Source organism: Kitasatospora sp. NPDC058218 (assembly GCF_042882445.1).
Taxonomy (GTDB): domain Bacteria; phylum Actinomycetota; class Actinomycetes; order Streptomycetales; family Streptomycetaceae; genus Kitasatospora.
Map to the genome: position 1 here is coordinate 1 of NZ_JBHVWC010000035.1, position 26,695 is coordinate 26,695.

General features: G+C 73.4%; 20 protein-coding genes. 12 read left to right on the forward strand and 8 right to left on the reverse strand.

Annotation, left to right across the window (positions count from 1 at the left end):
• Window positions 1-273 precede the first annotated feature (273 nt).
• The gene (locus ACFVYI_RS22145; RefSeq protein WP_387888184.1) at window positions 274-1,248 is read right to left on the reverse strand and encodes a quinone oxidoreductase family protein; all 975 of its coding nucleotides are present in this window, start codon (window positions 1,246-1,248) and stop codon (window positions 274-276) included.
• 104 nt (window positions 1,249-1,352) lie between these two features.
• Entirely contained in the window at window positions 1,353-2,780 is a 1,428-nt protein-coding gene (locus ACFVYI_RS22150) for an MFS transporter (protein WP_387888186.1), read from the reverse strand.
• A gap of 192 nt (window positions 2,781-2,972) precedes the next feature.
• Between ACFVYI_RS22150 and ACFVYI_RS22155 the strand changes: the two genes are divergently transcribed.
• The 7 genes from ACFVYI_RS22155 (at window position 2,973) to ACFVYI_RS22185 (ending at window position 11,621) form a co-directional block, all read left to right on the forward strand.
• Window positions 2,973-3,302, forward strand: coding sequence for an ArsR/SmtB family transcription factor (locus tag ACFVYI_RS22155; protein WP_387888189.1), 330 nt, complete (start codon window positions 2,973-2,975; stop codon window positions 3,300-3,302).
• A 1,068-nt stretch (window positions 3,303-4,370) separates the two neighbouring features.
• Entirely contained in the window at window positions 4,371-4,700 is a 330-nt protein-coding gene (locus ACFVYI_RS22160) for a hypothetical protein (protein ID WP_387888191.1), read from the forward strand.
• Between the two features lie 563 nt (window positions 4,701-5,263).
• On the forward strand, window positions 5,264-6,589 hold the full coding sequence (locus ACFVYI_RS22165; RefSeq protein ID WP_387888194.1) for a fatty acid desaturase: 1,326 nt from the start codon (window positions 5,264-5,266) through the stop codon (window positions 6,587-6,589).
• Between the two features lie 113 nt (window positions 6,590-6,702).
• Window positions 6,703-7,188 (forward strand): cobalamin-dependent protein, encoded by a 486-nt coding sequence (locus ACFVYI_RS22170; RefSeq protein ID WP_387888197.1) that lies wholly within the window; start codon window positions 6,703-6,705, stop codon window positions 7,186-7,188.
• A gap of 5 nt (window positions 7,189-7,193) precedes the next feature.
• On the forward strand, window positions 7,194-8,633 hold the full coding sequence (locus ACFVYI_RS22175; RefSeq protein WP_387888199.1) for a methylaspartate mutase: 1,440 nt from the start codon (window positions 7,194-7,196) through the stop codon (window positions 8,631-8,633).
• On the forward strand, window positions 8,630-10,570 hold the full coding sequence (locus tag ACFVYI_RS22180; RefSeq protein ID WP_387888201.1) for an FAD/NAD(P)-binding protein: 1,941 nt from the start codon (window positions 8,630-8,632) through the stop codon (window positions 10,568-10,570). Before ACFVYI_RS22175 ends, ACFVYI_RS22180 begins: the two co-directional genes overlap by 4 nt.
• Window positions 10,571-10,619: 49 nt before the next feature.
• On the forward strand, window positions 10,620-11,621 hold the full coding sequence (locus ACFVYI_RS22185) for a methyltransferase (RefSeq protein ID WP_387888203.1): 1,002 nt from the start codon (window positions 10,620-10,622) through the stop codon (window positions 11,619-11,621).
• A gap of 130 nt (window positions 11,622-11,751) precedes the next feature.
• On the opposite strand, the gene ACFVYI_RS22190 is transcribed toward ACFVYI_RS22185, so the two are convergent.
• Window positions 11,752-12,285 (reverse strand): winged helix-turn-helix transcriptional regulator, encoded by a 534-nt coding sequence (locus ACFVYI_RS22190; RefSeq protein ID WP_387888206.1) that lies wholly within the window; start codon window positions 12,283-12,285, stop codon window positions 11,752-11,754.
• A gap of 121 nt (window positions 12,286-12,406) precedes the next feature.
• Here ACFVYI_RS22190 and ACFVYI_RS22195 point away from each other — a divergent pair, with 121 nt between their 5' ends.
• Complete coding sequence (locus ACFVYI_RS22195) at window positions 12,407-13,897, forward strand: MFS transporter (RefSeq protein WP_387888209.1); 1,491 nt, start codon at window positions 12,407-12,409, stop codon at window positions 13,895-13,897.
• Window positions 13,890-14,330 carry a DUF427 domain-containing protein gene (locus ACFVYI_RS22200; RefSeq protein WP_387888212.1) on the forward strand — a complete coding sequence of 147 codons (441 nt, stop codon included), beginning with the start codon at window positions 13,890-13,892 and terminating at the stop codon, window positions 14,328-14,330. The genes ACFVYI_RS22195 and ACFVYI_RS22200 overlap by 8 nt, the downstream gene beginning before the upstream one ends.
• Before the next feature lie 121 nt (window positions 14,331-14,451).
• Here the strand turns inward: ACFVYI_RS22200 and ACFVYI_RS22205 are convergent, their stop codons facing one another.
• Window positions 14,452-15,162: a TetR/AcrR family transcriptional regulator gene (locus tag ACFVYI_RS22205; RefSeq protein WP_387888215.1), complete on the reverse strand. Its 711-nt coding sequence runs from the start codon at window positions 15,160-15,162 to the stop codon at window positions 14,452-14,454.
• 153 nt (window positions 15,163-15,315) lie between these two features.
• Between ACFVYI_RS22205 and ACFVYI_RS22210 the strand changes: the two genes are divergently transcribed.
• Together ACFVYI_RS22210 and ACFVYI_RS22215 are read left to right on the forward strand one after the other, a co-directional pair.
• Window positions 15,316-17,052 (forward strand): amidase, encoded by a 1,737-nt coding sequence (locus tag ACFVYI_RS22210; protein WP_387888216.1) that lies wholly within the window; start codon window positions 15,316-15,318, stop codon window positions 17,050-17,052.
• Window positions 17,053-17,374: 322 nt separating this feature from the next.
• Window positions 17,375-18,370, forward strand: a complete 996-nt coding sequence (locus ACFVYI_RS22215) for a 2-hydroxyacid dehydrogenase (protein WP_387888218.1) — start codon at window positions 17,375-17,377, stop codon at window positions 18,368-18,370.
• A 941-nt stretch (window positions 18,371-19,311) separates the two neighbouring features.
• Here the strand turns inward: ACFVYI_RS22215 and cydC are convergent.
• From cydC to ACFVYI_RS22235, 4 genes are all read right to left on the reverse strand, one after another.
• A complete protein-coding gene (gene cydC / locus ACFVYI_RS22220; protein ID WP_387888221.1) occupies window positions 19,312-21,153 on the reverse strand; it encodes a thiol reductant ABC exporter subunit CydC in 1,842 nt (613 codons plus the stop codon).
• Window positions 21,150-22,910, reverse strand: a complete 1,761-nt coding sequence (gene cydD / locus ACFVYI_RS22225; protein WP_387888224.1) for a thiol reductant ABC exporter subunit CydD — start codon at window positions 22,908-22,910, stop codon at window positions 21,150-21,152. Before cydD ends, cydC begins: the two co-directional genes overlap by 4 nt.
• Before the next feature lie 104 nt (window positions 22,911-23,014).
• Entirely contained in the window at window positions 23,015-24,040 is a 1,026-nt protein-coding gene (cydB, locus tag ACFVYI_RS22230) for a cytochrome d ubiquinol oxidase subunit II (protein ID WP_387888227.1), read from the reverse strand.
• A 60-nt stretch (window positions 24,041-24,100) separates the two neighbouring features.
• On the reverse strand, window positions 24,101-25,396 hold the full coding sequence (locus tag ACFVYI_RS22235) for a cytochrome ubiquinol oxidase subunit I (protein ID WP_387888230.1): 1,296 nt from the start codon (window positions 25,394-25,396) through the stop codon (window positions 24,101-24,103).
• A 248-nt stretch (window positions 25,397-25,644) separates the two neighbouring features.
• Here ACFVYI_RS22235 and ACFVYI_RS22240 point away from each other — a divergent pair, with 248 nt between their 5' ends.
• Window positions 25,645-26,568, forward strand: coding sequence for a LysR family transcriptional regulator (locus ACFVYI_RS22240; protein WP_387888232.1), 924 nt, complete (start codon window positions 25,645-25,647; stop codon window positions 26,566-26,568).
• The last annotated feature ends 127 nt before the right edge of the window (window positions 26,569-26,695 follow it).

Consider the following 26,695-nt stretch of genomic DNA (forward strand, 5'->3'; position numbering starts at 1 on the left):
CGATCAACCTCATCCGCCTCGACGCCTGGCTCACCGGCACACCACTCGGCAAGACCCGGACCTCACATCTCACCGCACTCAACCTGGCAGCCTGACCCCCGGCCCGTTTTGCGGATTTCCCAACGGAGTCCTGAAGGACCGGGCTTCAGCGTCACCGTGCACCCCGACACCCCTGGACACCACTGACACCCCCGACGTCCCGAGACGCCCCCCGGCAGTGGAGGAGCTCCCGGCACGGTCGGGGAGCCGGTGGCAGAGGTGCCCGTACAGCAGTCAGGGGGACGGGAGCAGGAGGAGCTTGCCGGTGGTGAGGCCGGATTGCAGGGCGGTGTGGGCGGCGGCGGCGTCGGCGAGGGGGTGCTGGGCGGCGATGGTGAGGATGAGGCGGCCCTGGCGGAGCCAGTCGAAGACCTCCGCCGCGCGGGCGCGCAGTTCGGCGGGGTCGGTGGCGTGATCGACCAGAGTGGGGCGGGTCAGGTAGACGGAGCCATGGGCGGCGAGGGACTGGGGGTCGAGGGCGGGGGCGGGGCCGGAGGCAGCGCCGGCCAGGACGAAGGTGGCGCGGCGGGCCAGGCAGGTCAGACCGGCCTCGAAGGTGTCGCGGCCGATGCCGTCGAAGACCACGTCCACGCCGTGGCCGCCGGTCAGTTCGCGCGCGCGGGCGGCGAAGTCCTCCTCGTTGCGGACGACGACCTCCTCGGCGCCGGCCGCGGTGGCGGCGGCGGCCTTGGCCGGGCTGGAGACCGTGCCGATCACCCGGACGCCGGCGGCGGCGAGCAGGCGCGTCAGGTGGGCGCCCAGGCCACCGGCGGCGGAGTGGACCAGGGCAGTGGCTCCCTTGCGGGTGGGCCAGGTGGTAGTGGTCAGGTAGTGGGCGGTGAGGCCCTGGAGGAGGACGGCCGCGGCGTCGGTGTCGGGGATGTCGTCGGGCACCGGCACGGTGGCGCCCGCCCGCACGACGACGAGTTCGGCGTAGCTCGCGGGGGCCGCCCACCAGGCGACGCGGTCACCGACGGCGGGGGAGGTGACGTCGGGGCCGGTGGCGACGACGGTGCCGGCGCCCTCGCAGCCGGGGACGAAGGGCACGGTGGCGCCGGTGCGCCCTTCGCGTTCGTAGACGTCCTTGAAGTTGACGCCGACGGCGCCGGTGCGGACCAGGACTTCGCCGGGGCCCGGGACCGGGTCGGGGAGTTCAACGGGGGTGAGGGCTTCGGGACCGCCAGGCTGGTGGACCACCACTGCGCGCATGGGTGTTCGTTCTCCTCGGATCGTCGGACGGGGTCGGGGGCGGAAGGTCGGGTCGGGAAGGTCAGGTCGGGAAGGTCGGGGACGGAAGGCCGGGGCCATTGGGGTCAGCGCACGCTGCGGTGCACCGCCCAGGTGACGGCCAGGAAGCCTGCCGCGACCAGCGCCAGACAGACCCTCAGGCCGCCGGCGCCCGTTGCCGCCAGGACCGGGCCGAACAGGGCGATCGCGACCGCTCCGCCGATCTGGCGGAAGGCGTTGAGGGAGCCCGAGGCGAGGCCGGACCGGTCGGGGGGCAGGGACCGCAGCGCCAGAGTGGGCAGGGAGGGGCCCATGAGGCCGGCGCCGAGTCCGAGCAGGCAGCTGCCGGCGGTGAACAGCCACCAGTCGGGGGTGGCGGCCAGCGGCAGGAGGACGAGGGCACCGACGGCGGCCGTGGCGGCGCCGGTGGTCAGCAGGGCGCGCACCCCGGTGCGGTGGACGGCGCGGGCCAGGACGAAGGAGGCCAGGCTCCAGCAGAGCGCGAAGGGGACGAAGGCGAGGCCGGCGCCGAGCGCGTCACGCCCCCAGTGGCGCTGCAGGTGCAGGGAAATGGCGAACTGAGCGCCGTAGGCGCCGAACTGGTAGAGCGCGCCGACGGTGAGGGCGGGAGTGAAACCGGGGCGGCGGAAGGTGTCCAGGGGCAGGACGGGGTGGGTGGCGAAGCGTTCGGCGGCGGCGAAGGCGATGGCGGCGGCGAGGGTGGCGACGGCGAGCACCAGGGTCAGTGGCGCGCTCCAGCCCAGGGCCCCGGCCTGGACCAGGGTGCCGATGCCGGAGCCGACCAGGGCCGCGGTGGAGAGCTGGCCGAGCACGTCCAGTCGGACGGCGCGCACCGGCGAGGGGGCGACCTTGCGCCGGCAGACCACGGCGGCGGCCAGTCCGATGGGGACGTTGACGAGGAAGATCGCCCGCCAGCCGACGCCGGCGGTCAGCGCGCCGCCCGCCACCGGGCCGGCCACCAGGGCCAACGAGCTGACGCCGCCCCAGACGGTGAAGGCCCGAGCGCGGGCCGCGCTTTCGGGGTACATGTGAGCGATGACGGCCAGCGAGGCGGGCAGCAGACCGCCGGCGGCCACGCCCTGGACGACGCGGGCGGCGATCAGGGCCCCGATGGTGGGCCCAGCCGCGCAGGCGGCGGACGCGGCGACGAAGAGCAGCAGGCTGGCCTGGAAGAGACGGCGGGCACCGAGCTTGTCGGCGAGGGCGCCGCCGCCGAGCAGGCAGGCGGCCATGGCGACGGTGTAGGCGTTGACCGTCCACTCCAACGTGGCCAGCGAGCCGCCGAATTCGGCGCTGAGGTCGGGCAGGGCGACGTTGAGCGCGCTTCCGTCGAGCAGGACCATGAAGAAGCCGAGACAGACCGAACCGAGGGCACCCGCGCCGGGCCCGGAGGTGCCGGCCGGCCCGCCGGCACCTCCGGGCCGGCGCACGGGGGCGCCCGGGTGGCGGCGTGGGGACCGGGCGCGCCCGGGGGTCTCGATGGCTTCACTCATCAGGTAGCCCCCGTTCAGATGGAAATGGTCGGTCCCGGTCCGCGAAGGGCCTTCGCGGTCTATAGTGTTCGATGGAGGTCGATCACCATGAATGAAAGTCGCATCGGTGACAGTTCGTCAAGTGCGTTGACTCCGGCGGGTGACAGCCGTTCCCGGCGTGCGCGCGGCCTTGAGCACACGGACCCGGCGGAGGTGACGCTGCACGAGGTGCTGCAGGTGCTCGCCGATCCGGTGCGGCGCGCGATCGTGCGCGAGCTGGCCGGCAGTGCGGACTGGAGCCGCGCCTGCGGCACGTTCGAACTGGGCGTCAGCAAGGCCACCCGCAGTCACCACTTCACGGTGCTGCGCCAGAGCGGCCTGATTGAGCAGCGCGACGCCGGCGCCCGGCGGTACAACCGGCTGCGCCGGGCCGAGTTCGACGCGCGGTTCCCCGGCCTGCTCGCCCTCGTTCTCGCGGAGGACCCTCCCGGCGCCGACAGACCCTCTGGCGACGCCGACTTCAGTCCGGTCATTGCCAGTTGACAAAACCTGCCATAGCTTTGTCACGACGACGGACGCGCGGGGACGGCCACCGGCAGCACCGGAAGCCACCTGCGGGGTGACGGCGGACCCGGGCCCGACCCGGGGCCCTTCCAGGCCACCGGAGCCCGACCACCGGCTGCGGAACGTCCCTGCGGCCGCCCGCGGGGCCGCGCCGGCCCGAGACCCTTCGGCGAACGGAGCCGGAACGCGAGTGGCGCATGCGTCCGACGGTGCCGGCATCGAGGGTTCCTCCTAGCGGGACGTGCACGGCGACGGAGCAGTGACGGTGACGGGAGTGATGACGGAGGTGAAGTGGTGACGGCAGTGGAGCAGCCGGCGTTGAGTCGCCGATCGAGGCGGCTCCGCCTGGAGCGGCGCACCCGGCAGACGGCCCCGGCCGTCGCCCCGGCGTCGACCGGCCACCTCTCACGTCCGGAGACGGACCACCGCCCTCCCTCGCCGCAGACGCTCCATCGCCTCGCCGCCGCCCCAGCCGCCCTGCCGGCACCCGGACAGCCCGAACCCGCCGCGCCGCCGACCGACAGCACCGCGCCGCACGCGCGCAGGCCAGGCGCCGCCCAGGGCTCCGCCGGCACCGCGCGGGCCGCCCTGTCGGCGGAGCCCTGGGCGGTGAAACGCACGGTCGGACACCTGCCGGTGGGACTGGGGAACCGGCAGGAGGTCGTGCGGGTGCCCCGGCACGCATCCGCGGCCGGGCAGGTACAGGAGTCGATGGCGACGGTCGGGACGGAGGACGGCTCGCGGCACCGGTCCGCCGAACAGCGGCGAGAACTGTGTTCTCGCGCCGATCAGTTGGCGCCCGGGCCGACGACGCGGACACACCGGACGTGCGCGGGGACGCGGGGCCGGGAGGGACGCGCCACGGAGAGCGCCCGGCCACTGGACCAGACGCGGAGCCGAACGCCGGACAACCTGGACGGCGACCACAGCCACGACAGCCACCACGACCCGGCCGGCCGGGCGCGACCGCGAACGGCCACGGACGCGCCGCGACCGCACAGCGGGCACACCGAGGGGGCCGGCGCGCCGATCACCGAGGCACGGCGGGTGCCGGACCTGGCGGGCGGCGCCGGGCAGGGGTCGTTCCTGCTGTTCCTGCGAGCTCGGCCGTGCCGGGCGGAAGGGGATCATCAGCGCGCGCCGTCCTGCGTCGACGAGGCGCGGAGCAAGGACCTGCCGACTCCTCATGACCGCTGGTGTGCGCAGATGTCGTACGGCCACCGTCTGCCGGTGCTGGACGCGAAGGCGCGGGGCCGGACAGGGCCGCGAACGGCAGAAGCGGATGCGGAGACGGAGGCGGTAGCCAAGGACGCGGGGCATCTGGATCTGGTGACCGGCGCGCGGAAGACGTCGACCTCGGCCCTGAAGCCGGCCTGACCAGAGGGCTGTCGCGTGGTCTGCAACTGTGACTTCCTTCCCCCATGGGAACCCCTCGGCGGGGCCCCCTCGCGTACCTCCAGGCATCCGGATGGACTCCGCCGCGTTCCCTCGGCCGCCGGCAGAGTCGCCTCCTGACTGCCAGTCAGGTTCGTTCACCAGTTCTGGGGAGCGTAACCCATTCGCGTTCGCACTGACCAGAGCTGACTGGATGTCACTCGCCACTCGGATGCCGCTTGACTTGATCCGATAGGCGTGGTTAGCGTGAAGCCGCACTGACCGCAGGCGACATGACAAGGTTGCGCCACTATGGCGCCGCGCCGCCCGCCGCTCGCCGCCCGGGACGTCCACCCTCGGGCCGCCCCCATGTTCTTCCCGGACCATCCGGCCTGAGCGGCCGTGGGCCGGGCATTCCCTCGCGCCACCCCGTTGTCCAGACCTGTGTGCTGTTCGAACAGCGGTTTCACGACCATCACCCCGCCCCGCTCCGCCCTGCCCGCGTTCACCGCGGAGCGGGGCGGGCGACGCGTCGTGCTGCCGCCCAGCAGAAAGGCACGCCCGCCATGAGACCTGGCAACACCGCGTCGCACTCTCCGACGACGCGCGACGCCACTTCCGACACCGCCTCCGACGCCGCACCGCACACCACCACAGCCACAGCGAACCCGGCCGCCACACCACACCCGGCCGCCGCACCGGACCCGGCCGGCGCCGATACGGCCGCCGACCCGGTGCGGGAGAGCATGCGGCGCCTGCCCGGCCCGCTCCAGCTACCGCTCACCTTCCTGACCGGGCGCCCGCTGGCCGGTCAGCGCCCCGTGGCCCTGTCGCCCGGCTTCCACCTGGCCACCGCCTCGCTGTCCGTACTGGCCGGCGCGGCCGTGTCCGCCATCGGCTTCGTCCTGGGCGCCTGGTTCCTGCTCCTGCTGCTGCCCGGCTGGGCGATGACCCTGCACGGCCAGCGGAATCTGCGGATGATGGTCTACCACCAGTGCTCGCACCGGAACATGTTCGGGCACCGCAGGCTGGACACCGCCGTCGGCCACTCCATCTCCGCCCTCCTGGTGATCCAGAACTTCGAGCGCTACAGCCGCGAGCATGTCGCCGACCACCACGCCGTCCACCACATGACGTTGCGCGACCCCACTGTCCAGGCCTTCCTGATCAGCCTCGACCTGCACCCGGGCATGACCCGGCGCCGGATGTGGCGGCGGGTGCTGCTCAAGACCCTCTCCCCCCGCTTCCACCTGGCCTTCGCGATCTCCCGGGTGCGTTCCTTCTGGCACGACAGCGCCGCCGCCGAGAAGGCCATCGCCCTCGCCCTGTACGGCGGCGGCGGGGCGGCGGCCGTGCTGCTGGGGGCCTGGCCGGCCGTGCTGGTGGTCTGGTTCGTGCCGATCGGCGTGCTCTACCAGATCAGCAACACCCTGCGGCTGTGCGTCAAGCACACCTTCCCCGCGCCCGGCACCACGGTGCGCCGCGGCCGCGAGTACTTCGGGAGCCTGACCAACGCGATCTTCATCGGCGAGGCGGCACCCGCCCCGGGCCTGCCCGCCGCCACCGCCCCGCTGCGCTGGCTGCGCTGGAGCGCCCGCATGGCGCTGGTGCACTTCCCCACCCGCTACCTGGTGCTGACCGGCGACACCGTCGTCCATGACTTCCACCACCGCTACCCCGCCAGCCGGCAGTGGCACGACTACATCTTCGCCCGCCAGCAGGACCTCGTGGACGGCCACCGCAACTGGCCCGCCTACACGGCCGAGTGGGGCCTGGTCGCCGCGATCAACCGGGTCTTCGACTCGCTCTCGGCGGCCGACCCCGAGGAGTTCGACGTCGCCCGCATCCGCTCGGTCAGCAAGCGCGAGCTGTTCGCCGCCTTCGACGACTGACCATCCGCCCCACCTGACGGACCGTCAGACCCTTCGTATCGCTCCGCACCACAACACCCCGTACCCGCCCGTACTCCACGGATAGGCGGTTTCCCATGCCCACGCCCATGCCCATGTCCATACCCGCGCCCCTGCCCGCCCGTCCGACCGGCGCACCCGAACGGGACGGCCGCCTGGTGATCCTCGGCGTCGCAGCCAGCGACAGCCACGCCGTCGCCAACCACCTGATCGCCCACGCGCTGCGCGCGGACGGCTTCACCGTCGTCAACCTCGGCACCTGCACCCCGGTCGCCGAGTTCGCCGACGCGTGCGAGCGCCACCCGCAGGCCGAGGCCGTCCTCATCGGCAGCCTCAACGGACAGATCCACGAGGACCTGCACGACCTCGCCGACGCCAAGCGCTCCGGGCGCATCCACTGCCCGGTCCTGGTCGGCGGCAACCTCTCCGTCGGCAGCGTCAAGGACGAGGCCTCCGTCACCCGCCTCTACGACCTGGGCGTCGACCGTGTGCTCGCCAGCGCCGCCGACCTCGTCCCCACCCTCGACGCCCTGCACACCACCACCGCGTCCGACTGCGTCCCGGCCGCCGCCGCCCGGTGACCCCCGTGCCCCCCGCCCCGCCCACGCTCAAGGAGTCGGCGGCCTACATCACCCAACTCGGCAAGCCCACCGCCGCCGAGGTGCTGGCCCGTGCCCGGGAGAGCGGACGCACCGCCCTGCAGCCGCGCTGCGGGGTCGGCGGGCACCGCGAAATGGCCCTCCTGCTCAAGGAGTTGGAAACCGAAGGCCGCCCCGACCTTCTCACCCTCACCATCGACTCGCACACCCGGCTGCGCCGCTTCGAGCACGCCGCCCGGGCCCTGCGCACCGACCACCGCACCCTCAACGGTTACCCGCTGGTCACCCACGGCTGGCAGCGCGGACGGGAACTGAACGAACTGGTCGCCGTCCCGCTGGAAATCCGGCACGGCTCCCCCGACCCGCGCGAGCTCTTCGCCACCGCCGTGGCCTGCGGCATCACCTCCTTCGAGGGCGGCGGCATCTCCTACAACCTGCCCTACTCCAAGGACGTGCCCCTCGCCGACTCGCTGGCCGCCTGGGCCGAGGTCGACCACATCTGCGGCGAACTCGCCGGCCTGGGCGTGGTCATGGACCGGGAGCTGTTCGGCACCCTCACCGCCGTCCTGGTCCCGCCGTCCATCAGCCTCGCCGTCAGCGTGCTGGAGGCCGTCGCCGCAGCCGCCGCGGGCGTGCGCTGCATCAGTGTCTCCTACCCGCAGAGCGGCCACCTCGCCCAGGACATCGCCGCCCTGCGCGCCGTTCCCCTCCTGGCCGCCCGCTACCTGCCCGCCGGCACCGACGTCCACGCCGTTCTCCACGAGTTCATGGGCGTCTTCCCCCGCCGGCGCCACCACGCCGACGACCTCATCTTCTACGGCGCCCTCACCGCCCGCCTGGGCGGCGCCTCCAAACTCATCACCAAGACCCACCAGGAGGCCCACGGCATCCCCGACGCCGCCGCCAACGCCGCCGGACTGCGCCTGGCCGCCGTCGCCCGCTCCCCCCTGCTCGACTTCGTCACCGTCGACGAGGACGCCGTCGCCGAGGAACTGGAGTGGATCCTGCGCGAGACCGCCGAGATCGTCGAACCCGTCCTCGCCGCCCCTCGGCTGGACACCGCGATCGTCACCGCCTTCGCCGCCGGCCGCCTCGACATCCCCTTCAGCGCCAGCCGCCACGCCCGCTCCGAGGTCATTCCCCGCCGCGACGGCGACGGCGCCGTGCGCTACCACTCCCCCGGCCGCCTGCCGCTCTCAGCCGCCAGCACCGCACGCAACCGCCGCCTGCTCGACGGCCCCACCCGCACCGGCGGCAGCACCACCGGCAGCACCGGCCTGCCCGGCGCGGACCTCTTCCAGGCCCTGCGCCGCGACATCGACTACTTCCCCCTGCTGTTCGGCGAACTCCCCCAGGACACCACCGCCCCGGGGAGCACCACCGCCGACAGCGCCACCTCCACCCCGGGAAAGGAACCCGCCCTGTGACCACCAGCCAAGCCATCCTCCGTGTCGGGATCGTGGGCGCCGGACCGCGCGGCGTCGTCGCCCTGGAGCGGCTGTGCGCCAACGCCGCGCTGGTGGCGCCCGCGATCCCCGTCGAGGTCCACCTCGTCGACCCGTACCCGGCCGGCGGCGGCCGCGTCTGGCGACGCGACCAGGACCGCTCCCTGCTCATGAACACCGTCGCCTCCGACGTCACCGTCTTCACCGACGACTCCGTCCCCTGCGAAGGCCCCATCCTGCCCGGCCCCACCCAGTACCAGTTCGCCCGCATGGTCTCCGACGGGCGCGTCACCGACGTCACCGACGCCGAACGCCAGGAGGCCACCGGCATGCTGCCCTGGTCCTACGGCAGCCGCGCCTTCAACGGCGCCTACCTGCGCTGGGCCCTGCAGGAGATCATCCGCACCGCCCCCGCCCAGGTCTCCGTCCACATCCACACCACCCGCGCCACCGCCGTCGACGACACCGACCGCGGCACCCAACTCCTGCGGCTGGAAGGCGAGGACGAGCCCCTGGAGTGCGACGCCGTCATCCTCGCCCAGGGCCACTTCGAGGTCTCCCCCACCAAGGGTCAGCAGCATCTGAAGGACTTCGGCGAGCGCCACGGCCTGCTCTACCGCGAACCCCTCAGCCCCGCCGAATGCGACCTCGACGCCTTCCCCGCCGGCCGACCCCTGGTCCTGCGCGGCCTGGGCCTCAGCTTCTACGACTACGTCACCCTCTTCACCCAGGGACGCGGCGGACGCTTCGACCGCGACCAGGACGGCCGCCTGCACTACCACCCCTCCGGCCGCGAACCGCTGCTGTACGCCGGCTCCGGACGCGGCGTGCCCTACCTCGCCCGGGCCGAGGTGCACCTGGAGGTCGTCCCCCGCTACCAGCCGCGGTTCCTGACCGCCGAGGTCATCACCCGCCTGCGCCGCACCGCCGGCCAGGGCGAACTCGACTTCCGCGCCGACCTGTGGCCCTACATCGCCAAGGAGGTCGGTTACGTCTACTACCGCAGCCGCCTCGCCGACGCCCCCCAGGCCGAGCGCGAGAGCTTCCTGGCCGCCTACGCCGACCTGGACTGGGACACCCCCGCCATGCGGCAGCTGATCACCGACCGCTTCGAGGACCCCGACCAGCACTGGGACTGGGACCAGGTCGACCGCCCCAGCCTGGAGCGCCGCTTCGCCGACCGCGCCGCCTACCGGGACTGGATCGCCGGCCGCCTGGGCTGGGACCTCGAACAGTCCGCCGCGGGCCCCGCCCGCAGCCCCTTCAAGGCCACCGCCGCCATCATGCGCGACCTGCGCGACGAGATCCGTCAGGTGATTTCCCATCAGGGCCTGCGCGGCGGGTCCTACCGCGACCACGTCGACCGCTGGTTCAGCGGCCTCAACAACTACATCGCCAGCGGACCGCCCACCGCCCGCGTCGAGGAACTCGACGCCCTGGTGCGCGCCGGCACCGTCCACCTGGTCGGCCCGAACATGCACGTCGAGGCCGACGAGGCCACCGGGCGCTTCCTCGTCTCCTCCCCCCTCGTCGACGAGGCGCCGCTGGCCGCCGAGGCCCTGCTGGAAGCCCACCTCGCCCTCACCGACGTGCGCCGCGCCACCGACCCACTGCTGCGCCACATCCTCGACTCCGGCGCGGCCCGCCCCCACGTCATCCCCGACGCCCACGGCGAGCCCTACACCACCGGCGGCCTCGACGTCGCCGAGGTCTCCTTCCGCCTGCTCGACACCCAGGGCACCGCCCACCGCGGTCGCTTCTCCTACGGCCCCCCGGTCGAATCCGTCCAATGGGTCACCGCCATCGGCGCCCGCCCCCACGTCGGCTCCCGCACCCTCATCCAGGGCGACGCCATAGCCCGCGGCTGCCTGCACACCGGTGTGGAGAACCTGCGCCGGCGTGCCCTCGCCCTCGCCTGACCGCACACCCCTTCGGCCCCGTACCCCCGATCGCAGGAGAGTCCCCACGATGACCGACACCGCCGCCCGCCGCATGATGGACCTGCTCATCGGCCCCTGGGCCACCCAGGCCGTCCACACCGCCGCGACCCTGGGCCTGGCCGACCTCCTGGCCGCCGAGCCCGCCACCGCCGCCGGACTGGCCGAACGCACCGGTACCCACCAGCCCTCCCTCACCCGGCTGCTGCGCTTCCTCGTCGAGCTCGACGTACTGGCCACCGACCCCGACGGCCGCTACCGGACCACCGAGCTGGGTCGCACCCTGCGCACCGAGGAACACGGCTCCATGCGCGACCTCGCCCTGCTCTACGGCGACGAGTTCTACGCCGGCTGGGGCCGGCTGCTGCACACCGTGCGCACCGGCGAGAACGCCTTCGAACACGTCCACGGCGCCGCCATGTACCCCTACTTCTCCCGCACCCCCGAACTCACCGCCCGGTTCGACCGCGCGATGGCCGCCAGCTCCTCCTTCTTCGAACCCGTTCCCGCCCTCTACGACTTCTCCCGCGCCCGTACCGTCGTCGACATCGCCGGCGGCAACGGCGCCCTGCTCACCACCGTGCTGCGCGCCCACCCCGGGCTGTCCGGCGTCCTGTTCGACACCGCGCACGTCGTCGACGCCGCCCGCACCGACCTCGCCCAGTCCCCCGACGCCGGGCGGATCGGCTACGAGAGCGGCGACTACTACGAGAAGGTCCCCGCCGGCGGTGACGTCTACCTGCTCTCCCGCGTCCTGCACGGACGCGACGACGAGGCGTGCGTCCGGGTGCTGGAGCGCATCCGCGAGGCCGTCCCCGCCGACGGCGCCCTGCTGATCATCGAACGTGTCATCCCCGAGGACGGCACCCCGTCCCTGGCCGCCTGGTTCGACGTCCACATGCTCACCATCGCCGGCGGCTTCGAGCGCACCAGCGCCGAGTACGCCGATCTGCTGGAGCGCGCCGGCTTCACCCTCGCGGCGGTCCACGACCTGCCGCTGGACAGCAAGTTGCTGGTCGCCGAACCCCGCTGACCCCGCTCCCCGCACTCCGGCCGCGGACACGCGGTCGGGCGGAGCGGCACCTGACCCGCCTGCCCCGCCCCCGGGCCGGGCGGGCGGGTGTGTGTGTCCGTCCGCCCGTCCGCCCGGGCGGACGGGTGCGTCAGTCCGCGTCGGGCGACACCAGCGTCAACAGCCGGTGCGGCCGGGCCAGCGCGCGCGAGACCGGGTCCTGCCGCAGCCGGTCCTGCGCGCTCGGGCCCGGCTGCATCGTGATGTTCTCGGGTGCCACCGCCCCGCCGCACAACGGGCAGGCGCCCACCGGGTCGAGCCGCGTCCCGCAGGCCGCGTGACTGAAGACCGTGCGCGGCCCGCCGGTGGAGGCGTTGCGCTCCCCCCACTGCGCCAGCCCGTAGATCGGCTGCCACAGCTCACGCCCGGCCGAGGTCAGGACGTAGCCGTGACGCACCGGCGAGCTCTGGTAGGGCTCCTTGCGGAGCACGCCCGCGGCCACCAGTGCCTGCAGGCGGCTGGTGAGGACCGCGCGCGGGATGTCGAGATGAGCGAGGAAGTCGTTGAAGCGGTGGACCCCGTAGAAGGCGTCGCGGACGATCAGCAGACTCCAGCGCTCCCCGACCACCTCCAGCGCTCGGGCGAGCGAGCAGTCCTGCTGTGCGTAATCGGTTCCCAGCGCCATGCGGGCCAGTCTAGCCGAAGGTTCCTTCACCGAACCCGGCGTGATAGATTCAGTTGAGTTCAATGAACAGACCTTAGGTCGGAGACCCTCTCCCACTCCCCTCGCAGCGAGGACCACCCCGATGACGCCCAGCCCGCCGCCCCAGGGGCGCCGCCCCGCCCTCACCCTCTCGATCGCCGCGTTCGGCACACTCCTCGTCCTGGTCGACTACACCTCCCCGCTCACCACCCTGTCGCCCACCGCCGCCGACCTCGGCCTCGGCCCCTCCGCCCAGACCTGGGTGCTCACCGGCACCCTGGTCGGCCTGGCCGCCCTGCTCCTCACCATGGGCAGCGCCGCGGACGACTACGGGCGCAAACGGGTCTTCGGCGCCGGGGCGGTGCTGCTCCTGATCTCCACCGCCGTCTCCGCGGCCGCCACCGGCCCCACCGTGTTCCTGATCGGCCGCGTCCTCCAGGGCTGCGCCGCGGCCGCCGTCCTCGCCCCCACCCTCGGCCTGATCGGCCACGTCTACCCGGTCGGCCCCGGCCGGGTCCGGGCGCTCGGTATGTGGGGCGCCTCGGTGGGCCTGGGCATCGCCGTCGGCCCGGTCTACGCGGCACTGCTGGAGCGCGCCGGCGGCTGGCGCTCGGTCTACTGGGTGCTCTCCGCGCTGTCCGCCCTGCTGATCGCGCTCACCGCGTACGGCCTGCAGGAGTCCCGCAACGACCGGCCCCGCAAGCTCGACCTGCTGGGCGTCGCCACCCTCGCCGCCGGCGCCTCCTGCCTCATCGCCGGGCTCGCCGAGGGCCGGCACGGCTGGGGCCGCGCCCCCGTCCTGCTCCTGCTCGGCCTCGGCGTGCTGCTGCTCGCGCTGTTCGTGCTCGTCGAGGCCAGGATCGCCGAACCGATGCTGGACCTCGCGCTGTTCCGCAGCCCCGGCTTCATCGCCTCCAGCGGCGGCGCCCTGTTCACCGGCCTGGCCATCGTCGGCCTGATGAGCTACCTGCCGATGGCCCTCCAGAAGTCCGCCGGGGAAACACCCCTGGTGGCCTCCCTGGTGCTCGCGATCTGGTCCGGCCTGTCCGTCGTCTCCGCCCTCCAGGCCCGCCGCCTCGCCACCCGGATGTCCGCCACCACCCAGGTCGCCGCCTCCCTGCTGCTGTGCGGCATCGGCGAGGCCGCCCTCTACGGCATGAGCCCCGACGGCTCCTGGACGCACTTCGCCCCCGGTCTCGTCCTCGCCGGCATCGGCAGCGGCGTCCTCAACGCGGCACTCGCCCGGCTGGCCGTCAGCAGCGTGCCCGCCGACCGCGCGGCCATGGGCTCGGGCGCCAACAACACCGCCCGCTACCTGGGTTCGGCCCTCGGCGTCGCCATCACGCTGACCGTCGCCGGCCAGGCCGCCGACGACCGCGGGCCGCGCTACGCGATGGCCGCCGGGACCGACCACGCCGTCCTGGTCGCCGCGGCGCTGTGCGCGGTCGGGGCGGGCGTGGCACTGTGGGCGCGCATCGCCGAGGGCCGCACCCCGGCCGCCGCCCCACCCCCGCCGGGCGGCGGGGCGGGTGGCGCGGGCGCGACCGGCAGTGCGGCGGGCAGTGCGCAGAGCCCGGCGGTGTCCCGTGGCTGACCAGCGCCCCGACCACGACGCCCGGCCCGACGCGATACGCCCCGCCGCCGCCTTCGACGCCCCCTCCCACACCCCCGTGCGCCACGCCAACGCCGGCATCCTGCTGGAGCCCGGACGCGGCCGGATCGTCGTGCGCGCCGGCGGCGTCGTGCTCGCCGACTGCCAGCGGCCGATCGTGGTCCTGGAGGGCCGCTACCCCGTCCGCTACTACATCCCGCCCGAGGACGTGCGCCGCGAACTGCTCGTCCCCTCCTGGGAGACCACCTACTGCCCCTACAAGGGCAACGCCGTGCACTTCGCGCTCGCCCCGCACGGCGAGGGGGGCGCCATCGCCTGGTCGTACCCCGTCCCGCTGCGCGGCATGGAGGCCCTGACCGGGCTGATCGCCTTCTACCAGGAACGCGTCGACATCGACGTCGATCCCTCCCACTGACCACCCGGTCACGCCCGATGCCGTCAGGCCCGCCCCCAGCCGGGGACCGGGCCTGACGGCATCTCACGTCCCGGCCGGGGTGGTCTCGCGGCAACCCCACGAGCGGCGTCGAGCCACGCCGTCATGCCCGACCGGTCGGCCGCAGTTCGCGTTCGAGGGCGGCCAGGGCGAACGCGTTCGCGGAGGTGTGCTGCCAGCGCGGCCGTCCGAACATCACGTCCCCGGAGAGCCCGTTGAGCATGGCCACGGCCCTGATGACGAACTCGGGAGGGTCCACGTCGGCGAACTCCCCCAGCGCGCGGCCCTCGACGAGGATGACCTCCAGGCGCTGCTCCCAGACCTCGGACAGCTCGGTGAGCAGTCGCCGGCCGGCGTCGTCGTGGCGCTGGGCCAGGACCTGCGTCCACAGGGCGTAGCGTTCGTCGCCCTGCTGGCGGGGCAGGTAGAAGCGGACGAAGAGCGCCAGCTTCTCGGCGGGGGTGGCCGCCTCGTCCGCCGCCTGCTGGAACCGGGCCCCGAGGTCCGCCTCGCTCCATGCGAGGACTTCGAGCAGGAGGCGGTCCTTCTTCCCGAAGTGGTAGAGGATGTGCCCGGTGCTCATCCCGGCCCGCGCGGCGATGTCCGACATCCGCACGGCCGCGGCGCCCTTCTCGGCGATGGCGGTGATGGCGGCCAGCATCGCCCGGCCCCGCGCCTCGTCGCCGCTCGGCCGGCGCTTCCGGTCGACCGGGGCCGGCGCGGCCTGCGGGGCGGCCCCCGGCTCGGCGCTCGCCGCGGGCGCGCTCTCGGGTGGAAGGAGGCGCCGCGGCCGCGTGGGATCGGACTCCGGCATCGGCACGGCCTCACCTCGGTTCTGGGGATCTGGATCAGGAGTCTAGACTGAAAATCTAGTCAGTGCGACGGAAGGCGCGACGACCGCGTGTGCGCGATCGGCCGGGACGCCCAGCAGTTCGCCTGTCCGCCCCAACCCTCAGGAGACACCCGCATGACGCGCCGATTCGACGTTGTGGAGACCTGTATCGCCGACCTGCGCGCGGCGCTGGAGAAGGGCGAGGCCACGGCGGTCGGGCTGCTCGACGCCTACCTCGCGCGCATCGACGCGTACGACCGGGCCGGCACCCCCACCGCGCTCAACGCGATGGTCGTGATGAACCCGGACGCCCGCGCCGAGGCGGAGGCCTCCGACGCACGCCGCGCGCGCGGCGAAACGCTCGGCCCGCTGGACGGCATCCCCTACACCGCGAAGGACAGCTACCTCGCGAAGGGACTGACGGCCGCGGCCGGTTCGCCGGCGTTCGAACACCTCGTCGCCCAGCGCGACGCCTTCGCGATCGAGCGGCTGCGCGCGGGCGGTGCCGTCCTCATCGGCCTGACCAACATGCCGCCGATGGCGAACGGCGGCATGCAGCGCGGCGTGTACGGCCGCGCGGAGAGCCCCTACAGCGCCGACTGGCTCACCAGCGCCTACGGCTCCGGCTCCTCCAACGGCTCGGGCACCGCGACGGCGGCCTCGTTCGGCGCCTTCGGCCTCGGCGAGGAGACCTGGTCCTCGGGCCGGGCACCGGCCTCGAACAACGCGCTGTGCGCCTACACGCCCAGCCGCGGCGTGATCTCGGTGCGCGGCAACTGGCCGCTGGTACCGACCATGGACGTCGTGGTCCCGCACACCCGCACCATGGCCGACCTGTTCGAACTGCTCGACGTCATCGTGGCCGACGACCCGGAGACCCGCGGCGACCTGTGGCGCGCCCAGCCGTGGGTGCCGCTGCCCGCGCCCTCGCGGGTACGCCCCGCCTCGTACCCGGCGCTCGCACCCGCCGACGCGGCGTCGGCGCGCGCCGCGGTGGCCGGCAAGCGCATCGGCGTCCCCAAGATGTACATCAACGCCGACCCCGACGCCGGCACCAACCCCGACGGCGGCATCGGCGGCCAGACCGGACAGCGCGTCGACACCCGCCCCTCGGTCATCGCCCTGTGGGAGGCCGCCCGCCGCGACCTGGAGGCCGCCGGCGCCGAGGTCGTCGAGGTCGACTTCCCCGTCGTGTCGAACTACGAGTCCGACCGCCCCGGCGCACCCTCGCTCTCCACCCGCGGCCTGGTCGGAAGCGACTTCCTCACCGTCGAGATCGAGGACCTGTCCGCCTGGGCCTGGGACGACTTCCTGCGCGCCAACGGCGACCCTGCGCTCGCCACCCTGGCCGAGGTCGACGGCGCCGCCATCTGGCCCAAGCAGCAGGGCGAACTCCCGGACCGCTACGCCGGCTTCGACGACACGATCGGCGACTACCCCCGCCTGGTGCGCGAGCGCCCGTACGCCTCCTTCACCGACATGCCGCACCTCGAAGAGGGACTGCGCGGGCTGGAGGAGACCCGCCGGGTCGACCTGGAGGTGTGGATGGACGAACTGCGCCTGGACGCGGTCGTGTTCCCCTCCGTCGCCGACGTGGGACCGGCGGACATGGACGTCTCCGAGGCGTCCGCCGACCTCGGCTGGCGCAACGGCGTCTGGGTCGCCAACGGCAACCTGGTACCCCGCCACCTCGGCATCCCCACGGTGACCGTCCCCATGGGCACCATGGCCGACACCGGCATGCCCGTCGGACTGACCTTCGCCGCCCGCGCCTACGACGACAACGCCCTGCTCACCCTCGGCGCGGCCTTCGAGGCCACCGGAAGCCGACGCACGGAGCCGCCGCGCACCCCGCGCCTGCCGGCGCGGTGATGTGACGGCGTAACGGCACGTCGGGCGCGCTCGGGCAACGGCGGGCGGCGGGGCAGGGCTCTTCCCACCCCGCCGCCCGCCGGCCCGGCCGGGAGGACGAGCGGGCCGAGGGCCCCGGAGCGGCCGGCGACCGGTTCCCCGGGACTCCCCCACCACGATCAGAACTTGTGCCAGCCGTTCCAGTTCCCGTTCTGGTCACGGTCGCGGGACCACATCTGGTGGTCGTCGCTGTCGCGTAGATCGTTCATCTGTAGTCCATGCAGCCCCGTCCTCAGCGAGCCAGACCTCACGGTTCCGCAACTCTTTGGGTAGCGTGACAGGGGTGGAGATTCTCGCCTACGGCGTCCAAGCAGACGAACAGCCGCTCCTGGAGAAGGCCTTCACAGGCCGGCACCCTCTGCGTACCTTGGCCGTATTCCTCAACCGCGACACCGCCCCGCTCGCCGCCGGCTACCCCGTGGTCAGCAGCAGCGTCAACGCCGTCCTGGACGCCGAGACGCTCGCGGTGCTCGCCGCCGGAGGCACCAAGCTGATCGCCCAGCGCTCCACCGGCTTCAACAACATCGACCTCGACGCCGCCACCGAACTCGGCCTCACCATCGCCCGGGTCTCCCATTACAGCCCCTACGCAGTAGCTGAACACGCTTGGGCCCTCGCGCTGGCCGTCAACCGCCGCCTCACCCGCGCCGCCAACCGCTCCCGCGAGTTCGACTTCCGCCTCGACGGCCTCCTCGGCCGCGACATCCACGGCATGACCGTCGGCGTCATCGGCACCGGCAAGATCGGCGAATGCTTCGCCCGCATCGCCCACGGATTCGGCACCGAGCTGCTCGGCTGGGACATCGCGGAGAACCCCGCCTGCCTCGACCTCGGCATGACCTACACCGAACTGCCCGAACTCCTCACCCGCGCCGACCTCATCAGCCTCCACGTGCCCCTGCTGCCGTCCACCCACCACCTCATCGACGCGGCCGCGCTCGCCCGGATGAAGGAGGACGCGATCCTGATCAACTCCAGCCGCGGCGGCCTGATCGACAGCGCCGCCCTCGTCGAGACCCTGCGCGCCGGGCGCCTGTCCGGCGTCGGCCTCGACGTCTACGAGGAGGAGACCGGCGTGTTCTTCACCGACCGCTCCATCGAAGGCATCACCGACGACGTCCTCGCCCGCCTCGTCACCTTCCCCCAGGTCCTCGTCACCAGCCACCAGGCCTACTTCACCCACACCGCCGTCAGCCAGATCATCGACGCCACCGCCCACAACATCGACGACTACGCCGCCGGCCGCACCAACGAAAACACCCTCGTACCGAGAGGCTGACCTCCCGAGGAACCGGAACCATTCCGGCGCTCACAGGCCATGCGGCCCGCCACTCCGAGAGCGTTCGTCCAAATCCGTACTGTCAAGGAAACGACCGTCACGGGCTCGTGCATGAGGTCGAGTCGTACCCAAGCTGCAGCAGACCGCCCTGGACGAACTGCCCGCTACCCTCCCCCAGTCCCTGAACGCTTGGACCCCATCATCACGGGACGGCGCGACCACGAAGCAGCCGGGAGAGTCGGGCGCCCGCCTCTCGCCCAAGACCCCTTGACCCCCAGCGGTCGAACGGGCGTCCGACTAGTATTCGTCGGTCTGAATTCCGCAGGTCAGGGCCTACCTCGTCCGCCCCGCATGACGCCTGACCCCACCTCATGCCACCCAGTCCGTGAGAGGCACGTGAGCCGCAGGAGATCCGTCAGGTTCACCTGTCGGCAAACTTAACCGAGGAAGGATCCCAGGCAGAAGGCCTCGTCAGCGGACCATGTTCGGTGGGCGACCCCTTCCCAACCGTTCCGATCGGCGGCGAGCCGCCCTTCACCCGATTCCGACAGCGCAGCCCAAACGCCATGCCGCCGCGGTCCGCCGCGCGGACCACGGGCCCGATCATTGCCCTCAACGACCACGAACACCCGCACCACCCCACGCGGCTCACCCGTACGAGCGACAGAGGATTCCCGAACCTGCCCGGTCCGTGTCGTACGTGTCACCGGATCGCAGGCGTCTCCCGTGTGGGAGCTGTTGGGACCTCAGCCCGCCGCTGGCCATGGCCGGCAAGTGGGGCTTGGTGAACGCGAGGTCGCGGTCAAGACCGTGCTCCTGCCGTCCGCGTCCTTGTCGAAGGTGGACAGCGTCAGTCCCTCGTAGGTGACGAGAACGCCGTCCTTGACCCAGATGTCGGGACCCGGACCGTCCGTGATCGGCGGCCTTGATGGCGGCGGCGATCAGCTGGACCGCGAAGTAGGCGGGGAAGACGCAGGGGCCGCTGGGGTCCTTGCGGTCGGCCTTGATCGCCTCGACGAGGTGGTGGCGAGGCGGCCGGCGGTGAGGGTGAGGATGTCGTCGACGGCTTCGAGGGCGGCGTGGTCGTGGGTGACCAGGAGGGTGGTGCGGCCGCGGGTGGCGTCGAGGATGTCGGCCAGGACGGCGGCGGCGGTGTCCGGGTCGAGGCCCTCGGTGGGTTCGTCCAGGACGAGGACCGGCGGGTCGGCGAGCAGCGCGCGGGCCAGCAGCAGGCGTTGGCGCTGGCCGCCGGACATGGTGGCGCCGTCGCCGCCGAGCACGGTCTCCCAGCCGTCGGGGAGGGACTCGATCCAGTCGAGCAGCCGGGCCCGGCGGGCGGCCTCGCGCAGAGCCTCGTCGGTGGCGTCGGGGCGGGCCAGGCGCAGGTTGGCCCGGATCGTGGTGTGGAAGACGTGGGCGTCCTGGGTGACGCCGGTGATCACGCGGCGGACGTCGGCGCCCGCGCAGTCGCGCAGTTCGCGCCCGCCGACCCGGATGCTGCCGCTCTCGTACGGGACGAACCGCATCAGCACCGCGATCAGCGTGGACTTGCCGGAGCCGCTGGCGCCGAGGAGCGCGACCCTGCGGCCGGGCGCCAGCCGCAGACTGACGCCGTCGAGGGCGGCCGGGCCGTCGGCGTCGTGGCGCACCCGTAGGTCGGTGATCTCGACGCCGAGCGGTCCGTCGGCGGGTAGCGGGGCTGGGTCGGCCGGGTCGGCGACCGGGGCCGGGGTGTCCATGAGGTCCGCGAGCCGGCGGGCGCGGGCCCGGACGTCGGCGAGCCGGCGGGCGGCGGCGGGCAGGCCGGCCAGGGCGTCGAAGGAGACCAGGGCGAGCACCGCGAGGACGGTGAGGTGGACGGCGGGCAGCCGGCCGTCGGTGTGGGCGTTCAGGCCGAGCCAGGTGACGCCGACCGTGGCCGTGGCTTGGAGGAGCAGGACGACGGCGGAGGCGAGCGAGGTGGTCAGGGCCCTGTGGCGTTCCAGGGCGGCGATCCGGGCGGTGGCCGCGCCCGCCCGCGCGTGGACGCGGCCGCGGGCGCCGTACGCGGCGAGGTCCGCGGCGCCCTCGGTCAGGTCGACGGTGAGCGCGGCGAGTTCGGCGCGCGCGGCCTTCTCCGTGCGGGCGGCCCGGCGGGACAGCGCGAGCACCAGGGCGGGCACCAGCAGTCCCGCCACGGCGAGCAGCGCCCCGAGCAGCAGTCCGGCCGAGGGGAGCAGGGCGAGGGCGGTGCCGGTGGCGGCGAGCGCGACCAGGCCGGCGGCGGTGGCCGGGAGCAGGACGCGCAGCAGCAGGTCCTGGGCGGCGTCGACGTCGTCGACCAGGCGGGTCAGCAGGTCGCCGCTGCGGAACGCCGGGGTGCCGGCCGGGGCGAGCGGGACGAGTGCCTCGTACACCCGGGCGCGGAAGTCGGCGACGGCGCGCAGCGCACCGTCGTGGCCGAGCAGGCGGTCGGCGTAGCGCAGGGTGCCGCGGCCCAGGGCGAGGGCGCGGACGGCGACGACGGCGAGGGCGACGGCGGAGATCGGCGGCTGTTCGGCGGCACGGGTGATCAGCCAGGCGGCGGTGGCCGTCAGGGCGGCGCCGCTGAGTTCGCTGCCGGCGGCGGCGAGGGCGGCGGGCAGCAGCCGGTGCCGGTACGGGAGGAGGTGGCGCAGCAGACGGAGGATGGGGCGGGAACCAGGAGTGGTGGCGGACTGGGAACCAGGAGTGGTGGCGGACTGGGAACCAGGGGTGGTGGCGGGCTGGGGTACCGGGGCTCCGGGGCGCGGTGGACGGGTCATGCGGGCACCAGCCCGTCGGCGGCCAGCACGCCCGCCCGGACGGTGACGGTCCGGTCGGTGTACGGCAGCAGGCTCGTACGGTGGGCGACCACGATCGCGGTGCGCCCGCGCATGAGGTCGACGGTGGCCCGGGTGACCGTGGCCTCGCTCTCCGGGTCGAGGTGGGCGGTCGGCTCGTCGAGCAGCAGCACGGGCGCGTCCTTGAGGAACGCACGGGCCAGGGCGATCCGTTGGCGCTGTCCGGCGGACAGCCCGGCGCCGTGCTCGCCGAGTGGCGTGGCGTACCCCTGCGGGAGCGCGTCGACGAAGCCGTCGGCGCAGGCGGCCCGGGCGGCCGCGCGAACGTCGGCGTCGGTCGCGTCGGGGCGGCCGAGGCGGATGTTGTCGGCGACGGTCGTGGCGAACAGGTGCGGGCGCTGCGGCACCCAGGCCACCTGGGCGAGCCAGGCCTCGGGGTCGAGCGCGGCGAGGTCGGTGCCGTCGACCAGGACCCGGCCCGCACCGGGGGTGACGAAGCCGAGGAACAGCGCGAGGAGGGTCGACTTTCCGGCGCCGCTCGGGCCGACCAGGGCGAGGTGCTCGCCAGGGTGGACGGTGAGCGACACGGCGTCGAGGGCGGGCGCGGCACGGTCGGGGTGGTGGACGGTGACCCCGTCCAGCCGCAGCCGCGCGGTCCGGGCGTCGGGGCAGGGGACAGGGACGGTGACAGGGCAGGGGCCGGGGCCGGGGCCGGGGCCGACGGCGGCGGCGGGGACGGGGCCGGGGCCGGGGCCGGGCAGGACGGCGGAGGCGCCCGCCACCGTCGGCTCCTCCTCGTCGTCGAGGACGGCGAAGACCCGTTCGGCCACCGTGATGCCCTCGGCGCTGTCGTGGAACGCCGCAGCCGCCGCGCGCAGCGGCAGGTAGGCCTCGGGGGCGAGGAAGAGGACGACCAGGGCGGTGCGCAGGTCCAGGTCGTCGGCCAGCAGCCGCAGGCCGACCGGGACGGCGACCAGCGCCACCGACAGGGTGGCGACGGTCTCCAGCACGAGGGAGGAGAGGAAGGCCACCCGCAGCGTCCGCATGGTGGCCCGGCGGTGGGCGTCGGCCATCTCCCGCACCACCCCGCTCTGGTGGTGCTCACGGCCGAACGCGCGCAGCGTCGGCAGTCCGGCGACCACGTCGAGGAAGTGGCCGCCGAGCCGGGCGAGCAGCCGCCACTGCCGGGCGGTGCGCCGAGCGGTGTGCATCCCGACGAGTGCGCCGAACACCGGGATCAGCGGAAGCGTGATCACGACGATCAGCGCGGAGCTCCAGTCGGTCCACCACAGCCATCCGACGACCACGAGCGGGACGACGGCGGTGGCGGCCATGGTGGGCAGGTAGCCCGTGAGGTACGGGTCCAGGGCGTCGAGGCCGCGGGTGACCAGGGTGACCGTCTCGCCGTGCCGGCGGGCGGCCAGGCGCCGGGGGCCGGTGCGCCGCAGGCGTTCGGCGAGGCGGTCGCGCAGCACGCGCTTGGCCTCGGCGGCGGTGCGCTGGGCGAGGGCGCCACGGGCCCAGGCCAGCAGGGCGCGCAGGGCGAGGACGGTTCCGAGGGCGGCGAGGCCGGTGGCCCGCGGGCCGCGTCCGGCGAAGCCGTCCGCGAGCAGGCCGGCCAGCAGGCCGGCCTGGCCGACGACGAGTCCGGCGCCCAGCAGGGCGAGTCCGGCGGAGGTGGTCAAGTGGTGGCGCAGCACTTGGAGTTCGCGCCGAAGGCGGTGTTCGACCGGTTTCATCCCGTGGTCCCTCCCGGGTGTTGCCGCCGGCCGCGTGCCGCGCGTGGCGGGCCGCCGACGGGCGTCGGCCGGTCGCGAACGGGCGGGCGGCCGACGGCGGTGGGTCAGAAATAGCTGGGGTGGCGCCGGCCGGTCCGGCCGCGGAACGCCCACCAACTCCAGGCCTGGTAGGCGAGGATCACCGGGACGACCACCACGCCGAACCCGATCAGCAGCTTCAGCGTGGCATGGTCGGCGACGGCGTCGTCGACGGTGAGCCCCGCCCCGGAGGACGCGGCCAGCAGGTACGGGTACTGGCCGGCTCCGACCAGTAGCACCGGCAGCGCGGTGGCGGCGCAGGTGGCGGTGAACGCCAGGGTGTCGTTCCCGCGGGTCAGGTACCACCAGCCGGCCGCGAGGGCCGCCGCGACGAGGGCGAACAGCACCGCCGAGGTGCCCGGCCTGGTCATCGAGGCCCCCGCCCCGAACAGTGAGAGCACCAGCGCGAGGGCGCTCGCGACGCCGGCCGAGGCGACCAGCGTGGCGCCCACCCGCCGTGCGGTGGCGGCGAGTTCGGGTTCCGAGCGGAGTGCGACGAAGGCCGCGCCGTGCCCGGCGAAGAGCAGGGCGGTGGCGACCCCGCAGGTCAGCGTGAACGGGGCGAACACGTCGCCGGCGCCGATGTGGAAGGAGCCGTCCGCCCGGCGCGGCACGCCGTGCAGCAGCAGGCCGACCACGATGCCCCAGCACACGGCGGGCAGTGCACCGCCCAGCACCACCAGGGCGTTCCACCGGCGCAGGGCCCGGGGGTCGCGGGAGCGGCCGCGCAGCTGGATCGCGGCGTTGCCGAGCACCAGGCCGACCAGGATCGCCACGATCAGCGGGTACAAGCCGGACAGCAGGCTGCCCTCCAGGTGCGGGAAGGCACCGAACATCACGCCGGCGAAGGCGACCAGCCAGACCTCGTTGCCGAGGAAGAACGGGGCGATCGCGTCGAGCGCGGCGTTCCGCTCCCGCGGGCCGGTCGGGGTACCGCCGGAGGTGCCGAGGAATGGGGACAGCATCTGGACGCCGTAGTCGTAGCCGCCGAGTACGAAGTAACCGGCGAGCAGCAGGCCGAGGAGGGCCAGCCAGAGGGTTTCCAGGCTCATGTATCCCAACCTTCCGTCATGTCAGTGGAGTTCATCTCGGCGCGGGGCCGGTGGTCCGGTTCAGAAGACCGGGACCGGCTGCTTCCCGTCGGAGCCGCCCGCACCGGGCAGGTCGTCGGCGGGCGGCTCGCCGGCGCCGAGCTGGGCGCCGTCCGGGCCGCGGCGGGCGAAGCGGGTGATCAGCGTCCAGTTGGTCACCGCGAGGGCGGTGAAGATGGCGATGAACACCACGCAGGACACCATCAGGGATCCCCTGCCGACGTTCGAGAGCGCGTCCTCGACGGTCAGCTCCCCGTAGACGAGCCATGGCTGGCGTCCGACCTCGCGCACCACCCAGCCGCCGACGGAGGCGATGAAGGGTAGCGGGATGATCGCGGTCATGAAGTAGGCGAGCCAGCGTTTGCGCACCAGCAGGTCCTTCAGCAGCAGGAAGGCGGCGACGAACGTGATGGTCGACACCGTGTTGCCGAGGATCGTCATCAGGTCCATCGAGTTCCTCACCCAGCCCTGCCAGGGCACGTAGTCCCCGGGGCCGTGCTGGGCGACCAGCCGCGCCTGCTCCTCGGCGACGCCGCCGCCCTTCAGGAGGGCCGCCTTCATCGGCTGGGTCCGCTCGATCACGGGGATCTGCAGGTTGCCGACGATGATGACGAAGAACGAGGCCGACATGCTGATCCAGACGCCCAGGCGCAGCGAGCTGCGGAACAGCGCGGTCTCCCGGGTGCCCTTGGCGAAGTGCCAGGCGCTGATGCCGGCGACGAACATGCCGCCGGTGGTGAGCGCGGCGAGTGCGAGGTGGCCGAGCGCCACCAGGGCGTTGGCGTTGGTCAGCAGCGCGCCGAAGTCGGTCAGGTAGGCGGCGCCGTCGCGCACCTCGTAGCCGACCGGGTGCTGGAGGAAGCCGTTGGCGACCAGGATCCAGAACGCCGAGGCGTACGCGGTGAGAGCGACCAGCCAGATCAGCGTGACGTGCACGCCGCGGCCCAGCCGGCCCCAGCCGAAGATCCACATGCCGAGGAAGGTGGACTCGGCGAAGAAGGCGATGAGGGTCTCCAGCGCCAGCGGGGCGCCGAAGACGTTGCCCGCGAACTTGCTCAGGCCGCTCCAGCTGAGTCCGAACTGGAACTCCATGACGAGGCCGGTGACGATCCCGACCGCGTAGTTGATGACGTAGAGCTGGCCCCAGAAGCGAGTCATGCGTTCCCGTACCGCGCGGGTGGCGGGGTCCCGGGTGTACGCGGCCCGGGTGTGCATGATCGCCACGATGGGGACCAGCCCCATGGTGAGGATGACGAACAGCCAGTGCACGCTGGTGGTGGCCGCGAACTGGAGTCGGGCCAGATCCGCAGCGCTCATGATGCGACCTTCCTGGGGGGCGGTTGGCCCCCGGGTCGGCAGGCGGACAGGGGATAGGAGGAGGGAAATGGGAGGGGAGGGGAGGGAGGGAGGGTTCCTCGCTACGCGTGTGCGGGTGGTGGGCAGGAGTGCTGCCCACCACCTGTGCGACGAACCCCACCGAGGACGTTAGGCGAGGCTTGCTTATGCCTTCCAAGACCGGTTTTGCTATGTATGGATAACCCATGAGGCATAAGCAGAGGTGAACCGTGGATTTGCTGCAACTGCGCTACTTCCAGGCCGTCGCCCGTTTCGAGCACATCAGCCGCGCCGCCGAGGAGCTCAACGTCGCCCAGCCCTCGCTCAGCCGCACCATCGCCCGGCTGGAGGCCGAGCTGGGCTCGCCGCTCTTCGACCGGCAGGGCCGGCGGATCCGGCTGAACCAGTACGGAGTGGTGTTCCTGCGCCACGTCGACCGCGCGCTGAGCGAACTCGACGACGCGCGCCGGGCGCTGAGCGAGGCGCGGGAGACCGGGCTCGGCCGGGTCGGCGTGGCCTCCGAGACCCTGCTCACCGTCACCCATCTGATGGGCGGCTTCCGGACCGCCTTCCCGGGCGCCGAGGTGCGGCTCTTCCAGTCGACCGTGCACGAGATGGACCGCCAACTCCGTGCGGGGGAGGTCGACTTCTGCGTGGCCTCGCAGCCGCTGGACGGCCCGGACCTGGAGTCGGTCGAGCTGCTCCGTGAGGAAGTGCTGCTGGCCGTGCCGCGCGGGCACTGGCTGGACGGCCGGGAGAGCGTGACGATCGCCGAGCTCGCCGACGAGCCCTTCGTCACCACCCGCCGCGGGCACTGGCAACGCGCCCTGCTGGACCGGATGTTCGCCGCCGAAGGGCTCAGCCCGCGACTGTCCTGCGAGGGCGACGAGCCGGGCGCCAGTCAGGACATGATCAGCAGCGGCCTGGGCATCGGCCTCATTCCGGCGATGTCCCGGCTGGCCGGCACCGACACGCACGTGCCGGTGGCCTGGGTGCACGTGGCGGCGCCGAACTGCCACCGGGTGCTGGCCCTGGTGTGGAACCGGGCCGCCTACCATTCCGAAGCAGCCCGCCGTTTCCGGGAGTTCACCGTCAGCAGGCCGCTCTTGACGCACCGTCGGCCGGACCCTCGGACGGCCGGCGAGTGGGCCTGACCGACCCGGCGGGCTCCCGGCGTGCCGGTGATCGATCCTGGTGCGCCGGGGCTCCCCTGCTACGCTCGAACGCGCTGCCGTATTCCTGGCCGAGGGCGTCCCGTGCCCGAACGGCCGGTATGAGATG

What these genes read in the sequence shown, in the direction of transcription:
- ACFVYI_RS22235 (WP_387888230.1), bottom strand. Translation starts at nt 25,396, where the DNA reads ATGAGCGCTGCGGATCTGGCCCGACTCCAGTTCGCGGCCACCACCAGC.
- ACFVYI_RS22195 (WP_387888209.1), top strand. Translation starts at nt 12,407, where the DNA reads ATGACGCCCAGCCCGCCGCCCCAGGGGCGCCGCCCCGCCCTCACCCTC.
- ACFVYI_RS22185 (WP_387888203.1), top strand. Translation starts at nt 10,620, where the DNA reads ATGACCGACACCGCCGCCCGCCGCATGATGGACCTGCTCATCGGCCCC.
- ACFVYI_RS22205 (WP_387888215.1), bottom strand. Translation starts at nt 15,162, where the DNA reads ATGCCGGAGTCCGATCCCACGCGGCCGCGGCGCCTCCTTCCACCCGAG.
- cydC (WP_387888221.1), bottom strand. Translation starts at nt 21,153, where the DNA reads ATGACCCGTCCACCGCGCCCCGGAGCCCCGGTACCCCAGCCCGCCACC.
- ACFVYI_RS22210 (WP_387888216.1), top strand. Translation starts at nt 15,316, where the DNA reads ATGACGCGCCGATTCGACGTTGTGGAGACCTGTATCGCCGACCTGCGC.
- cydB (WP_387888227.1), bottom strand. Translation starts at nt 24,040, where the DNA reads ATGAGCCTGGAAACCCTCTGGCTGGCCCTCCTCGGCCTGCTGCTCGCC.
- ACFVYI_RS22150 (WP_387888186.1), bottom strand. Translation starts at nt 2,780, where the DNA reads ATGAGTGAAGCCATCGAGACCCCCGGGCGCGCCCGGTCCCCACGCCGC.
- ACFVYI_RS22170 (WP_387888197.1), top strand. Translation starts at nt 6,703, where the DNA reads ATGTCCATACCCGCGCCCCTGCCCGCCCGTCCGACCGGCGCACCCGAA.
- ACFVYI_RS22145 (WP_387888184.1), bottom strand. Translation starts at nt 1,248, where the DNA reads ATGCGCGCAGTGGTGGTCCACCAGCCTGGCGGTCCCGAAGCCCTCACC.
- ACFVYI_RS22190 (WP_387888206.1), bottom strand. Translation starts at nt 12,285, where the DNA reads ATGGCGCTGGGAACCGATTACGCACAGCAGGACTGCTCGCTCGCCCGA.
- ACFVYI_RS22165 (WP_387888194.1), top strand. Translation starts at nt 5,264, where the DNA reads ATGAGACCTGGCAACACCGCGTCGCACTCTCCGACGACGCGCGACGCC.
- cydD (WP_387888224.1), bottom strand. Translation starts at nt 22,910, where the DNA reads ATGAAACCGGTCGAACACCGCCTTCGGCGCGAACTCCAAGTGCTGCGC.